Source organism: Halobacteriovorax sp. BALOs_7, from assembly GCF_003612895.1.
GTDB lineage: Bacteria > Bdellovibrionota > Bacteriovoracia > Bacteriovoracales > Bacteriovoracaceae > Halobacteriovorax_A > Halobacteriovorax_A vibrionivorans.
On sequence record NZ_CP027772.1, the window covers coordinates 3096422 to 3109496 of the forward strand.

Sequence of the window (13075 nt, forward strand, 5' to 3'; positions counted from 1 at the left end):
ATCATATACTTTCTTTGAACTTATAAAATTGTTTTGATGAATTCTTTTCAAAAATAAGATTCTCATCTTTTGTGCTTTGAACCATATAGTTTTTAAGCAGGAATTCTTCTTTTGATAAGTCTCGAGAATAAACCTCTTGAGTTGAGAAACTAAGCGATTGCCTATTCAGTGTTTGTAGCCATAACAATCTTGCTTCTGGGTCATAACCAGATTTTTTTAGAACATCATAAACAAGATTATTTAAGTCTCGTTTTGCATTTAAGTCTAGACGATTAAGTCTAATCATATCTTTTACCGTATATGAATTAAGCGGTATGATTTTATTCTTTTCATATATACCAATTTTACTTCTTAATAATTCACCGATTAATACTGAAACAAAAATACTTTCGGAATTCATAAATCGACGCAGAACTCCGCGAGACATAAAGACGTTATTTCTAGGAAGTGAGAAGTAAAAATTTCTATTATCTTCAACAATATAAAAATTAATTCCAAAATCATCTTTCACAAAGAGACTTTGGTTATTTAAATATAGCTCACGAGCTATCTTTTGTAGGTATCTATTTGATCTTCTTGAGGGCCTCTTAACTTTATTGTTTTTGATAAACAATTCAGCTACACCTTCGAGATGAACAAGGTAATCCTTAGAAGTAAAATCAACTTCGTAATTATATGGATATCCCTTATCGTCCTTATATAAGTAGGTACAAGAAGTTAAAAATAATATTGATATAAAAATATAAAGTTTCATTTGTTCTCAAATAAAAAGAGCTCTCATTGTGAGAGCTCTTATATCATTTGATTTATTATACACGATTTACATTGGGCTGGAAGCAACATCTCTTTCTTCAGGGATGTAATATAAAGTAAATCCAGCAAAAATTAAGTTTGGATCTTTAATCATTTCTCTGTTGTTATCCCAAATTGATCTCCACTTTGCTGGTGTACCGTACTTGTCTTTTGAAATTACACCTAGAGTCTCACCCTTACGAATAAGGTGAGGAAGACCCACTGGATTCCAGTTGAATTGACCACTTTCATACTTAATGATGTCACCTGGTTGAAGTCCATCAGCAAGTGCTTCTTGATTCATTGCTTGAACATCACGCCACTTGCTATAGTCTCCATATAATTTAAAAGCAATCCACATAAGTGTTTCACCTTTTTGTACTTCATATGTATCAGTTTTAGAAACAACAACTTCTTTTTCGAGTTGAACGTTTTCCTGAAGCAATACTTCATCAACTGGTTCTTCATTTGTTGCAACTGCTTCCATTGTAGGCTCTGCTGTTGGATCAGCGACTTCTTCTAGATCAGCAAATTCTTCATTTGCATCAACGACAAAGTCTGAATCATCAATTGAAATTTCTTCAGCAGCTTGAGTTTCTGCTACTTCTTCACCTTTCTTCTCGTTGTTAGAACAAGATGTGAAAGTTAATGTTGAAACTAGGAATAGTAAAAATATTTTTTTCATGGTCTAAAACCCCTTTTTTAGTAACAATCTATATAGTTACCCATCGGTTCCTTTTTAATTATAATTAAATATTAACCGCCTAGACTAATTTCTTCATGCAATGTACAATTTTTCCGTATGAATGTTTTTAAACTATTTACTATAGTATTCTTCTCAATCTTTTCATTTGCGCAATCACCTATCAGTGATTTCTCAAATAGTTCCAATTACGATTTGGCCAAAGAAAAGATTATAAGTGTATCTGGAACAAAACGAATTCTTCTCATTAGTAATGGTCAAGATAGTTTTGCCAAAGGTGATTACATTACTATTTTAGTCAACAAAGAACCTGTAGTACGAGGTATTGTTCCAAAGCAAAAGAATAATGTAGCAGCAATTAAAATCACTAAGATTTATAATGAAGAGATTTATTCAAATATTTTCGTGAACCAAGATGTTGAAGTACTTCGAGGTGATGATTCTGCATATGGTAAAGCAGATACAGCAGAAGAAAGTGAATTTAGAATTACTGATAGCGAATCACTATATGACGATACGACTTTATTAGATGAGGACATTTATAGTGAAGAAGCACAAGAAGGCGGAATAATTAAAAATGATAATCTTGTCTCTGTTGGTATTGGGCTAGTAGATGGATTTAATACCGCTGGTAAAGAAGATACAAATACTCAGTATAATGCATCTTGGGCGTTTCAATTAGATAAGAATATCTGGCTAGAAGGAAGTGTTGGGCGTCACTTAATCAGAGGTTTTCCAAATGAAGAGATCGACACTGCTGTAAACCAATATATATTCCGTGCAAAATATTCATTTGAAGGACCACTTTATACAGTATTTATGCCATATGCAGGATATAAGTTTGCAACTGCAGATAGTCCTGGTGCAGGTGATGTATCGGCGGTTGGAGCTGATGCAGCCGCACGAGAAAAAGATCTTGTTGCAAGTGTTGAGAAAAGTGAGCCAGTTTTTGGAATTACGGCATTAAAAAGATTAGTCCCTGGTTGGTTCTTTAGAGCTGATATTGGTACCGATCTCATGGGAGTCAGTCTTGCTCTTGAATTCTAAACTTTTTTTAATATTAATTTTACTTAGTTCATGTGGAGTAAAAGCTCCACCTAAACCAAAGAACCAAAACTTCCCTTCATTTATTGAAGAGAATAAAAAAGTTCTTAGGCCATCAAAAACCACAAAACAAGAAACTAAAAAGAAAGAAGATAGTAATTAATGAGAATCATTCTTAGCCTTGGGACTAATCTTGGTGACCGAATCGAATCAATCAAAAGCGCATCTAAGTTATTAGAAGACGCATTTAACTGTGAAGCCAAAATGAGTCACTTTTATGAGTCACCTCCCTATGGACCGCAGGATCAACCTTCCTTTCTTAATATTGCCCTAGAAATAAACACTTGTTTAAATCTTTCCCCAACTTCAATCTTGAAAATATGTAAGGAGATCGAAGAGAGGTTAGGTCGAAAACACCGCTATCACTGGGGTCCTCGTGAAATTGATATTGACATAATTTTTATCGACTTCTTAGAAGTAAAAGAAGAAAAGCTCACCATACCGCACAAAGACTTTCGAAACCGAAGCTTTGTTTTAGAACCATTAAAAGACTTACCTTCATTTTCTGAGTATAAAGAGCATTACAAAATTAAAACATTGAAGAACAAGAATACAAAATTGATCCTATAAACTTTTCTCGTTGCGACACCTGGTGCCAAGTCCTTATTACCTATTTACTAAATACTGAAAAGGTATCTATAATAAGGTACTTAAAACTTTGAACAATTGGTTCCAATATGATCAACTTTGAATTAACTTCCGAGCAGAAAGAAATTCGTGAACTTGCAATGAAATTTGCAAGGAATGAGATGATGCCAAAAGCTGGCGAATTTGATGAGAAGGCCCAAATGCCAATGGATATCTTAAAACAGGCATGGGAGCTTGGTCTCGTTAATACTTGCATACCTGCAGAATATGGTGGTGCCGGATTTACGACAATTGATTCAATGATTATCACAGAGGCCCTAGCTTACGGTTGTCTCGGAATGAATACTTCGATTATGGCCAATGACTTAGCACTTCTTCCTATTGTTATTGGTGGAAGTGATGAGCAAAAGAAAAAGTTTTTAACTCCGTTTACAGAAGATTATAAGATTGCAGCTTTTTGCTTAACTGAACCTGGTTATGGTTCTGATGCGGCTGGTATAAAGACAACAATAAAAGAAGATGGTGATCACTACCTATTAAACGGTAACAAGATGTGGATAACAAACGCAGGTTATGCAGACCTCTTCGTTGTTTATGCCACGATTGATCCTGCAAAAAAACACAAGGGAATTACGGCCCTTGTTATCGATGCCAAAGCAGAAGGAATCGAGCTTGGTGAAAAAGAAAATAAAATGGGCCATCGTTGCTCAGACACTAGAGCCGTTACATTTTCAAATGTGAAAGTTCCAAAAGAAAATATTTTAGGTGGTGTTGGTGAAGGTTGGAAAATTGCCATGGCCACACTAAATCATTCACGTCCAATGGTAGCAAGCTCTGCAGTAGGTGGTGCACAGTGCGCAATGGATCATGCAGTAAAATATTCAAGTGAAAGAAATCAATTTGGAGTGCCCCTATCGAGGCACCAAGCTATACAGATGATAATTGCCGATATGGGAATCGAAATCGAAGCAGCGCGACTACTCGTTCAGAAAGCCGCGTGGCATATTGATAACGGAACACCTAATCCAGAACTTTCATCATATTCAAAAGCCAAAGCAGCTGATATGTTCATGAAAGTTGCAACTGACGCTGTCCAAGTATATGGTGGATATGGTTACAGTAAAGAATACCCAGTAGAAAAGTTGATGAGAGATGCCAAGCTCATTCAAATATATGAAGGCACTTCACAAATACAAAGATTAGTAATTGCTAAGGAAATTTTTACAAGGAGCTAAAATTGAACATTTTTGTATGTATTAAACAAGTTCCAGACACGGAAACTAAAGTTACTCCAAACGGAGACGGATCTTATATCGAAACTAATTCGATTAAGTGGATCATGAACCCATACGATGAGTTTGCTGTTGAGCAAGCACTTCTAACAAAAGCAGCAAACAGTGGCTCGACTGTAACTGTTGTAAGAGTTGGTGGTGTTAAAGATACAGAAGCATTAAGAACTGCCCTAGCAATGGGTGCAGATGATGCAATTCTTGTTGAGGCCGATGACAATCTAGATTCTTATATGACTGCAAAAGCACTTAAGGGTGCTATTGAGAAGTCAGGTAAGACTCCAGATGTAATCTTCACAGGAAAACAAGCTATTGATGATGACTGTCTACAAGTTCCTCAACTACTAGCGCAAATGCTAGGCCTACCTTCAGTAACTGTTGTTGATGGTTGCGAAGAAGAAGGTGGTAAATTCACTCTTAAAAGAGAAGTAGAAGGTGGAGCACTTGAAGTTTACGAAGTAAACTCACCTGCTGTTATCGCTGCTAACAAAGGTCTAAACAGTCCTCGTTACGCATCTCTTCCAGGTATTATGAAAGCAAAGAGAAAGCCTCTTGCTCAACACTCACTATCAGATGTAGGTGTATCTGCTGATGATCGTCGTGTTAAGTACTCAGGATTCCAACTTCCACCAGAGAAGCCAGCTGGTAAGAAATTTGATGCGATGGACGAAGGTCAACAAGCATCTGTTGTTGCTGAAGTTGTTAAGCTTTTAAGAGAAGAAGCGAAAGTTATCTAAGGAGATTATTGAAATGGCAAAGATATTAGTATTTTCTGAAACAAGTGGTGAATCAGTTAAATCTGTTACATTTGAAATTCTAGGTAAACTTACAGGACACGAAGTTGACGTAGCAATCGTTGGCGAAATGGGTCCAAACGCTACAGCTGACCTAGCAAAGTATGGTGCTGCTAATGTACATAACCTAAAAGGTGACAACTTAGATAAGTATTCTCCTGAAGGTTATGCAAACGCACTTAAAGAATTTATTGGTTCAAATTACGACTACGTATTTGCAGGTGCAACTTCACTTGCAAAAGACCTTATGCCAAGACTAGCGGGAATGTTTGATGCAGGTATGGCATCTGAAGTTACAAACTTTGTAATGGAAGGTGATAACTTCGCAGGAACAAGACCACTATTTGCAGGTAAGGTTCTAGCTAAAGTTGAACTTGATGGACCAAAGCCAGGCTTCGTAACAGTAAGACCTAACGCACTTGGTATGCCAGATGCACCAACTGCTGGTGCAGGTACAGCAAATGAAGTTGCAGCAAACGCTGGTGACATCAAAGCTGTTATTAAAGAGATCGTTAAAGGAGCTTCAGAGAAGCTTGACCTTACAGAAGCAAATATTATCGTTTCTGGTGGACGTGCAATGAAGTCTGCTGAAAACTTTAAAATACTAGAAGAGCTTGCTGAAGTTCTTGGTGCAACTGTTGGTGCTTCACGTGCTGCTGTTGACTCAGGATACGCACCTCACGCAATGCAGGTTGGACAAACAGGTAAGACTGTTGCTCCATCACTATATATTGCTTGTGGTATCTCAGGAGCTATTCAGCACTTAGCAGGGATGAGAACATCTAAGGTTATTGTTGCTATCAACACTGATCCAGATGCACCAATCTTTACTAAAGCTGACTACGGTATTGTTGGAGATCTATTCGACATCGTTCCTCTTCTAAAAGAAGAACTTAAAAAAGTATTGTAAGCAACCGCGAAATTGACTGGCTAAGGCCAGTCTATTGTTCGCGGTGCTAGGCTAAAGCGTAATGAAATGAATTACATATTCAACAAGCCGGGTTCAAGCCCGGCTTTGTTGTCTCAAGGCCAATGGGAAAGTCCTCTTCAACATATTAAGTTTAAAAATTAAAAACCGATATATAAGTATGAACTGCATATTTATACTATCAATAATATTTCCAGTGATGTTTAGAAAAGAATTTATATCTATTGTGACTGGTAAAATTATTAAAGTTGATAAGAAGATGAAGCTTGTCTACAAATCAATGATTGTCTCTACAATTCCACTTCTTTATATATTATTAATTACTTCGCAATTATATTATATTGTTCATAAGCAAACGAACTTGGACATTATAACTAATTTAGTATCTTATTTAGATTATTGTATGACTTTTATCGGCAAGCTAAATTCTAGAGACATAACAAAAGCGTCTGCTACTTATATTGCTACACTACTCATAATTTACAGAATATTTCGATCCACATTTGAAGATAAATGGAAATATGCTGCTAACATCTTTAATGATTTATCTAAATTTGAATGTAAAAACAAATATGATGTATTAAGAAAAAGGTCTCTATTCTTATCATTAGCAATTGATGTAAAAGAAATGGGACTTGAAGAACATAGAAGTTTTAAACCATTATATAATGAAGCCTTGAACCTTTCAAAAAAACATTGCTCGCATGAAACTCATGAAAAGGATGTTGAGAAAATTAGACTATTACAGAACTATATTGAGGATTTAATATATAAATATGAAAATAGCTTAATATAAAAAAAGGCCCTCAATTTTGAGGGCCTTTGTTTTTCTTCTCTCTAGTTATCTTGGATTAAAATCCGTATCCTTGTCTTTCAAATTCTTGGTTATCTTCACCTTCATAGTATTCTTCTTCGTCATATCTTTCATCTTGATACTCTTCTTCGTATCTTTCTTCTTCGATTTCTTCAGCTTTTGGTGCTTGATAGGCAGCTGATACAACGTTTTGTTGAATAATATTAATGTCTTGTTCAACATTACCTTCTTGAGTTAGTTCCTTTTGAAATCTAGACTCTTCTTTAGCTCTTTCCATTTTTTCGAACTCAATATTAATTTTTTCTAACTCATCATAAGTTACATAATTAATAAGTGCTCCTTGATATGGACCTGTTGCAAATCTTAAACGGTAACCATTTTCACCATTTTTAGAAAAGATACCACTTGATTTTTGACCTTGTAGTTCAACTTCAAAAGAGTTTCCATCCTTTAGTTTTAAGTCACCTACAACTTCATTAATCTCTTGTCCGTTCGCATATACCGTAAAGAAAAGTCCCTCTACTCCATTTGGTCCAACTGTTACGCTTCCATCAATATCATGTCCACGGAACATTTTATTATTCATACTTGGTAAGATCGCTCTTTCAATAACGAATTCTCTTCTATCTTGTGTTGTTGCAACTACTTCTTCTTCAACAAGAGCTTCATCAACAATTTCTTGTGATGTTTGCTCAACAACAACTTTTTCTACAATCTTTCTTGCTTCAATTAATTCAAATCCATCTTCAAATGCTCTAAAGATAGAGATATTCTTTTTATTTTCATGAAGAAAAGAAACGTCAAAAGTGTAGTCATCGTTTTCATTTAATCTTACAAGACCTGTTCCGATTAACTCCATATCAACAATTCTTTTGTTATTGCTTTTAACTTCATTATAAATTTCTAATCCTTCGTGATCTTCTATTCTAACGACTTCCCACTTTCCATTGATAACTTGTGAGTACTCAGCAACTGGAAGGTATTGAACAGCTACAGAATCACGATCAGAAGAAGCAACGATACGATCAGAATTTTCATCAACTCTCTTTTCAAAAGAAATTTCCTTCTTTTCCATAAAAGAGTTACTAGTCACTGACATTCCTTGGTAGATTCCACCAAACACAAGAAATGATCCTGATAGTACTGATGTGATGATAAATTTTTTGTAAATAGCTGATGCTTTCATACAATGCTCCTAATACCTTATGTGTATATAGAAGCAACTAACGTGCCAAAGTGAACAAATACACCAAGACCGTAAGTAACTGTAATCACTTGCGCCGTATACTAAGAATGGGGGTCTGATTAAAGATTAGACTGTTAAATTTTTAACACTGTAGAAAAAGTAAACACACGTTCGTGTGTTTACTCTATATATGAAAATTATTTAGTCGACTTGAAAAACTTTCTTTTCATAGTCACTATGAGAGGCTCTAAACCTCTTAAGTGCAACAACAATCAACTCATCAAGAGCAATTCCTGTGTTTTCGGCCATATGCTGGAAAGACTCCACAACATCGGCCTCGATATTAACTTTTAATTCTTTTAACTCACCTTGATTATGAACTTGATCCTTCATAAATACTCCTATTTAACGACTTTGAGCGCACCTAGTCTTCTTAAACTTACCAGGGCCTGAGTTACTTCAAAGTCAAATAATTCGCAATTTGTATAAATATCGTTAACTTTGCTGTATTCAGCTATAGTTTTTAATAGTAAAAATTCGTTTGCACCAGTCTTTTTTCCAACTTTTATGAACGCAGGATTGATTAAAATGTGAATATCTGCTGGTGGCCTTAAAGATAAGGACTGACGATGTTCTTGATATGCTTTTTCAGCATTTTTTTTAAACTCACTAAATTTTAATTTGAATTCAAAGTCACTATCAGAGACCACTTCTGGTTCAGCGACTAAGGTGAAATTTTCAATTCCATCCATATCGAAGATAACAAGAGAATATAGAGCTTTTATTCCTGTTTTCTGAGAAAACTGAGCTGCGACAATTTCACCTTCATTGATATATACAACACCGAGAAACTGGCGATCAGCTTGTTTTAAAATATTGATTCGACCAGTAAAATTAAAAGAGCACTGCTCTTCTATTTTCTGTATGATGGACATTCATTACCTTTTGAAAATTTTAGAGAAAAAACCTTTTTCCTCGTCACCACCATTTTCTAACTCAATGATCTTTTTTGCAATACCGGAATAAGCATTCCATACCGGCCTATTTTCGTATGAATTATTGGCCATATAAGGATTTCCACTATCACATGATTCCCTAAGAGCGATCTCTATTGGAACCTCACCTAAGAATGGATAACCAAGCTCTTTTGCGATAGCTTCTCCACCTTTTTCACCAAAAATATAATACTTTTTCTCTGGCATATCATCAGGAGCAAAGTAACTCATATTCTCAACAAGCCCTAAAACAGGAACATTAACTTGTTCAAACATGTTAAAACCTTTACGAGAATCTAAAAGAGCGACATCCTGAGGTGTTGAAACACCAACGATTCCATCAAGCTTAAGTGTTTGAGCTATCGATAATTGAACATCTCCAGTTCCTGGAGGTAAGTCTAGAACAAGATAATCTAGCTCGCCCCAATCAACATCAAAAAGAAATTGATTTAGAACTCCACCTAGCATTGGACCACGCCAAATAACAGCATCCTTTTCTTCAATAAATAAACCAAAGCTAATAAACTTTAAACCGTGTGCCTCGATAGGGGCAATTTTCTTATCATCAGTAGCTAATGGTTTTGCATTTCTTTCACCAAGTAGCATTGGGACAGAAGGTCCATAGATATCAGCATCAAGTAAGCCTACTTTTTTTCCTGCATTCTTAAGAGCAAGGGCCAAGTTCACCGATACTGTAGACTTTCCAACACCACCCTTACCAGATGATACTGCGATTATTCTATTTACACCTGGAATATCTCTTTTTTGAGGAGCAGCTTTACCGTGACCAACTTGCAGTTGTGCGTTTTGCTGCTGTGGTTTTTTCTCAGCCTGTGATTTAGGTGCTTCTTGAGTTGATACTGTTTTAATGAAAAGGTCATCTTCATTTACTAGATCAGCAAGGCTATTAACAATTGCATCTTCAATATCACGTTTTTGAGGTGCAGTAATCTCATCTCGATTATAGACAAGAGTCACTTTATTTCCATCTACATGAATATCTTTGAATCGATTTTCATCCAGTAGAGACTTCTGTGTATTAGGGTTTTTAACCTCAATTAATTTCGTTTTAATTGCTTCAATATTTATCATAGTAACTCGCTCGGTTTCTTTCTATTTTCATTGTGGATTCTATTAAATATTGAGGACTTATTCAATCAGTAAAGCAAATTTTTGCCCTACAACAAAATCTATAAGATGTTATAATTACAATAGAAACTAATTTTAGATTTGGAGAATTTGTGTCTAAACCATATAAGAGATCAATCATCATTGTAGACTCTAAATTTCAATTGAAATTTAGTATCTTGATATGCATTGTCATTTTAGTTCTAAGTGCATTTTATCCCTTAGTTATTTATCAAGTACTTTCTAATATTTCAGAGAAGTTCCCACAATCCGCTGAACATATAAATACTATGAAAAGCGATTTATTGAATTTCCTAATACTTTGCCAAGCGTTTTTTGGAATCCTTGTATTTATCGTGACTCTATTTTTCACGCACAAGGTAGCTGGCCCTTTATACAAACTAAAAAAATACCTTGCAGGCTTAAGACATACTGGCTTCGAAAGAAGTTTAACATTTAGAGACGGTGACTACTTTACTGATGTAGCAGATGAAGTAAATCTGACAGTCGAGTATTTCCAAACAAGATTTAAAGAAGACACCGTCTACATTGATGAGATTTGTAACTACTTAAAGAACTTACAACAAGTTGTTCCAGAGGATAAGAAAGTTATCCTAAATGAAGTAGTGACCAAACTCAAAGATATGGAAGGTCGTTTTAATGAATTTATCGGGTAAGAGATTATCTACATTTTTAATCGTTGTAAGTATGAGTTACTTCACAACGGCTCAAGCAAAGCAGTCAACAAAAGATCGTGAGATCAAAGCGGCTCGTCATATTGCACAAATTGAGCGCAATTTAAGAAGAAAGAAGCTTTCTAATTATTCAATTAATAATGCAAAGAAAGCAATAAAGACTGGTGGGATCTTCAAATCATATGTTGGCCATCTCGATTTTCTATCTAGCCTAAAAGAAGACCTCAGAAAGAATAAATACTTCAAGTGTAATATTAAAAGTAAAGGTATCAACAGAGTAGAAGATCAATTTGTTAGCAACATCAGAGACTACTGCTACCACACTGTTAATTATCTTATTGATGATAAATTCTATCCGCAAATCGTAAAAGATGAGAGTAACTTTAATAAGGCAATAAAGCATTTAGCTACCACAAGAAACTCTCTTTTCACTCATAAGTTAAACAATATTGATAAGAATTCGAAAGTTTATAAGTATATAAAAAAGCAACTCATTGAGACTACTCTAATCGAAGGCTTAAAGATTGACTCTAATCTTTATTCACATATCGATTTCGATAAGGACATCACATACCTTTTCCAAAGTAACCTTCATCGTATCAAAAAGAATAAGCTCACTATTACTAATGAGTTTATCAAACAATACAATAAGCTTAAAAGAGTTATTAAAAATAATAAAAATATTCAAACAGACTTAGAAAAGTTTTTAAGATTTGAAGAAAGCAATAATGAATATATTTATAAGAAGTCAGCTTGGAAACGAGTACGCTATATTGGTAAACTTCTACTAAATAATGGTGATATAAAGAATGCAAATCGATTCTTTGCACGCTCATATGAAATAAGTTACGACAGTGAAACAAAGAATGAATCCTTATTTCTTCTACTTTGGAATTCGATCAAACAAGAAAATTATAAAGAGAGTATTGTCACTGTCCAAAATTATAATCTAATTGATGAATTCTCAAACTTGTATACAAAAACAAAGTTTTGGATTGCATATAGTTACATGAAAGATGGAAACGAATCACTCTCTAAACATCTTTTCAAGTTAATGATTAAAGGTAATCCATTGAGTTTCTATTCAATTGTTGCTCAAGAATACCTACCAGAGTTTGATAAGAAATATGTTAAATCACTCTACTTTCATAAGAACACTATTAAGCTTCCAGAACTTACTCTAAGTGACTTTACCGAACTAAGACAACGCAATATTAAAGAATCTCGAATTTGGAATGAGCTAAAGTACTACGGTAAAGTTGATAAGCTCATTTATGAATTCATTAGGCTTGATCCTAAGAAAGACATCGCTAATCAAGCTAAAATTGATACGTTGACCACTGAAGATCAAAGAGTTGCAATCTTTAATTATTTTCTTCATTACTTTAAAAATAAGAAGGACTTCTTATCAAGTTTTAAACTGGTTTCTCGAACTATTGATTTAAACTTAATTAGGCCTTCTAAAATAGATATCACAACACTATTTCCGGTGCTACATCTCGATAAGATAAAAGATGTGAATACTGATATTGATCCACTATTAGTACTTTCAATTATTAGACAAGAAAGTGCATTTAATCCTGAAGCTAAATCTGCCGTAGGTGCACTTGGCTTGATGCAACTGATGCCTGCAACAGCAAGACAGATGACAACATTTAGAAAACAAGAAGAGCTTTTCAAGCCACATAAGAATATTGATGCTGGTGTTCGCTACTTCAAAGGTCTTTTAAATAAGTTTGATGGGAATATTATCTATGCATTATCTTCATACAATGCGGGTCCAACCAAAGTAAAACGCTGGTCAAAAGAACTAATGGATTTAGATGATCCAATCTTTCAAATTGAACAAATTCCATATAAAGAAACAAGACTTTATGTAAAACTCATTTATAGAAATTATTTCTTTTATAATTTAATGAAAGATAAATATATTCTTGAAGAGAGTATCGCGTCGACCTTTAATACCAATCGACCTAAAGAAGCAAAACGAAAAATTTCATCTCAAGTTGAACTATAAAAAAGGGCCTACAAAAGAGGCCCTTTTTCATTTCGATATATT

15 protein-coding genes are annotated in these 13075 nt (G+C 34.6%); 9 read left to right on the forward strand and 6 right to left on the reverse strand.

Going from position 1 to position 13075, the window contains the following annotated elements; translation table 11 throughout:
- Position 1 precedes the first annotated feature (1 nt).
- The gene (locus BALOs_RS14815; protein ID WP_120405607.1) at positions 2-754 is read right to left on the reverse strand and encodes a hypothetical protein; all 753 of its coding nucleotides are present in this window, start codon (positions 752-754) and stop codon (positions 2-4) included.
- A 66-nt stretch (positions 755-820) separates the two neighbouring features.
- Positions 821-1477, reverse strand: a complete 657-nt coding sequence (locus tag BALOs_RS14820) for a LysM peptidoglycan-binding domain-containing protein (RefSeq protein ID WP_114705946.1) — start codon at positions 1475-1477, stop codon at positions 821-823.
- 117 nt (positions 1478-1594) lie between these two features.
- Here BALOs_RS14820 and BALOs_RS14825 point away from each other — a divergent pair, with 117 nt between their 5' ends.
- From BALOs_RS14825 to BALOs_RS14850, 7 genes are all read left to right on the forward strand, one after another.
- Positions 1595-2542, forward strand: a complete 948-nt coding sequence (locus BALOs_RS14825) for a hypothetical protein (RefSeq protein ID WP_120405608.1) — start codon at positions 1595-1597, stop codon at positions 2540-2542.
- On the forward strand, positions 2532-2702 hold the full coding sequence (locus tag BALOs_RS15270) for a hypothetical protein (RefSeq protein WP_158536782.1): 171 nt from the start codon (positions 2532-2534) through the stop codon (positions 2700-2702). The genes BALOs_RS14825 and BALOs_RS15270 overlap by 11 nt, the downstream gene beginning before the upstream one ends.
- Positions 2702-3169 (forward strand): 2-amino-4-hydroxy-6-hydroxymethyldihydropteridine diphosphokinase, encoded by a 468-nt coding sequence (folK, locus tag BALOs_RS14830; protein WP_114705948.1) that lies wholly within the window; start codon positions 2702-2704, stop codon positions 3167-3169. The genes BALOs_RS15270 and folK overlap by 1 nt, the downstream gene beginning before the upstream one ends.
- A 110-nt stretch (positions 3170-3279) precedes the next feature.
- A complete protein-coding gene (locus tag BALOs_RS14835) occupies positions 3280-4422 on the forward strand; it encodes an acyl-CoA dehydrogenase family protein (RefSeq protein WP_114706246.1) in 1143 nt (380 codons plus the stop codon).
- 2 nt (positions 4423-4424) lie between these two features.
- On the forward strand, positions 4425-5213 hold the full coding sequence (locus BALOs_RS14840; protein ID WP_114705949.1) for an electron transfer flavoprotein subunit beta/FixA family protein: 789 nt from the start codon (positions 4425-4427) through the stop codon (positions 5211-5213).
- Positions 5214-5226: 13 nt separating this feature from the next.
- Complete coding sequence (locus BALOs_RS14845; RefSeq protein WP_114705950.1) at positions 5227-6180, forward strand: electron transfer flavoprotein subunit alpha/FixB family protein; 954 nt, start codon at positions 5227-5229, stop codon at positions 6178-6180.
- Between the two features lie 217 nt (positions 6181-6397).
- Complete coding sequence (locus BALOs_RS14850; RefSeq protein ID WP_120405609.1) at positions 6398-6994, forward strand: hypothetical protein; 597 nt, start codon at positions 6398-6400, stop codon at positions 6992-6994.
- A gap of 55 nt (positions 6995-7049) precedes the next feature.
- Here the strand turns inward: BALOs_RS14850 and BALOs_RS14855 are convergent, their stop codons facing one another.
- The 4 genes from BALOs_RS14855 to BALOs_RS14870 all read right to left on the reverse strand — a co-directional run bounded on the left by BALOs_RS14855 (position 7050) and on the right by BALOs_RS14870 (position 10285).
- Positions 7050-8198 carry a hypothetical protein gene (locus BALOs_RS14855; protein WP_114705951.1) on the reverse strand — a complete coding sequence of 383 codons (1149 nt, stop codon included), beginning with the start codon at positions 8196-8198 and terminating at the stop codon, positions 7050-7052.
- Positions 8199-8399: 201 nt separating this feature from the next.
- A complete protein-coding gene (locus BALOs_RS14860) occupies positions 8400-8591 on the reverse strand; it encodes a hypothetical protein (RefSeq protein ID WP_114705952.1) in 192 nt (63 codons plus the stop codon).
- A gap of 8 nt (positions 8592-8599) precedes the next feature.
- Positions 8600-9133 (reverse strand): hypothetical protein, encoded by a 534-nt coding sequence (locus BALOs_RS14865; RefSeq protein WP_114705953.1) that lies wholly within the window; start codon positions 9131-9133, stop codon positions 8600-8602.
- Positions 9134-9136: 3 nt separating this feature from the next.
- Positions 9137-10285, reverse strand: a complete 1149-nt coding sequence (locus tag BALOs_RS14870) for an Mrp/NBP35 family ATP-binding protein (protein WP_114705954.1) — start codon at positions 10283-10285, stop codon at positions 9137-9139.
- A gap of 149 nt (positions 10286-10434) precedes the next feature.
- Here BALOs_RS14870 and BALOs_RS14875 point away from each other — a divergent pair, with 149 nt between their 5' ends.
- Both BALOs_RS14875 and BALOs_RS14880 read left to right on the forward strand, forming a co-directional pair.
- Complete coding sequence (locus BALOs_RS14875) at positions 10435-10998, forward strand: hypothetical protein (RefSeq protein WP_114705955.1); 564 nt, start codon at positions 10435-10437, stop codon at positions 10996-10998.
- Positions 10982-13033, forward strand: a complete 2052-nt coding sequence (locus BALOs_RS14880) for a lytic transglycosylase domain-containing protein (protein ID WP_114705956.1) — start codon at positions 10982-10984, stop codon at positions 13031-13033. Before BALOs_RS14875 ends, BALOs_RS14880 begins: the two co-directional genes overlap by 17 nt.
- The last annotated feature ends 42 nt before the right edge of the window (positions 13034-13075 follow it).

Coding starts and splice junctions, on each gene's coding strand:
- BALOs_RS14815 (WP_120405607.1), bottom strand. CDS start 754: ATGAAACTTTATATTTTTATATCAATATTATTTTTAACTTCTTGTACC.
- BALOs_RS14820 (WP_114705946.1), bottom strand. CDS start 1,477: ATGAAAAAAATATTTTTACTATTCCTAGTTTCAACATTAACTTTCACA.
- BALOs_RS14825 (WP_120405608.1), top strand. CDS start 1,595: ATGAATGTTTTTAAACTATTTACTATAGTATTCTTCTCAATCTTTTCA.
- folK (WP_114705948.1), top strand. CDS start 2,702: ATGAGAATCATTCTTAGCCTTGGGACTAATCTTGGTGACCGAATCGAA.
- BALOs_RS14845 (WP_114705950.1), top strand. CDS start 5,227: ATGGCAAAGATATTAGTATTTTCTGAAACAAGTGGTGAATCAGTTAAA.
- BALOs_RS14850 (WP_120405609.1), top strand. CDS start 6,398: ATGTTTAGAAAAGAATTTATATCTATTGTGACTGGTAAAATTATTAAA.
- BALOs_RS14855 (WP_114705951.1), bottom strand. CDS start 8,198: ATGAAAGCATCAGCTATTTACAAAAAATTTATCATCACATCAGTACTA.
- BALOs_RS14860 (WP_114705952.1), bottom strand. CDS start 8,591: ATGAAGGATCAAGTTCATAATCAAGGTGAGTTAAAAGAATTAAAAGTT.
- BALOs_RS14865 (WP_114705953.1), bottom strand. CDS start 9,133: ATGTCCATCATACAGAAAATAGAAGAGCAGTGCTCTTTTAATTTTACT.
- BALOs_RS14870 (WP_114705954.1), bottom strand. CDS start 10,285: ATGATAAATATTGAAGCAATTAAAACGAAATTAATTGAGGTTAAAAAC.
- BALOs_RS14880 (WP_114705956.1), top strand. CDS start 10,982: ATGAATTTATCGGGTAAGAGATTATCTACATTTTTAATCGTTGTAAGT.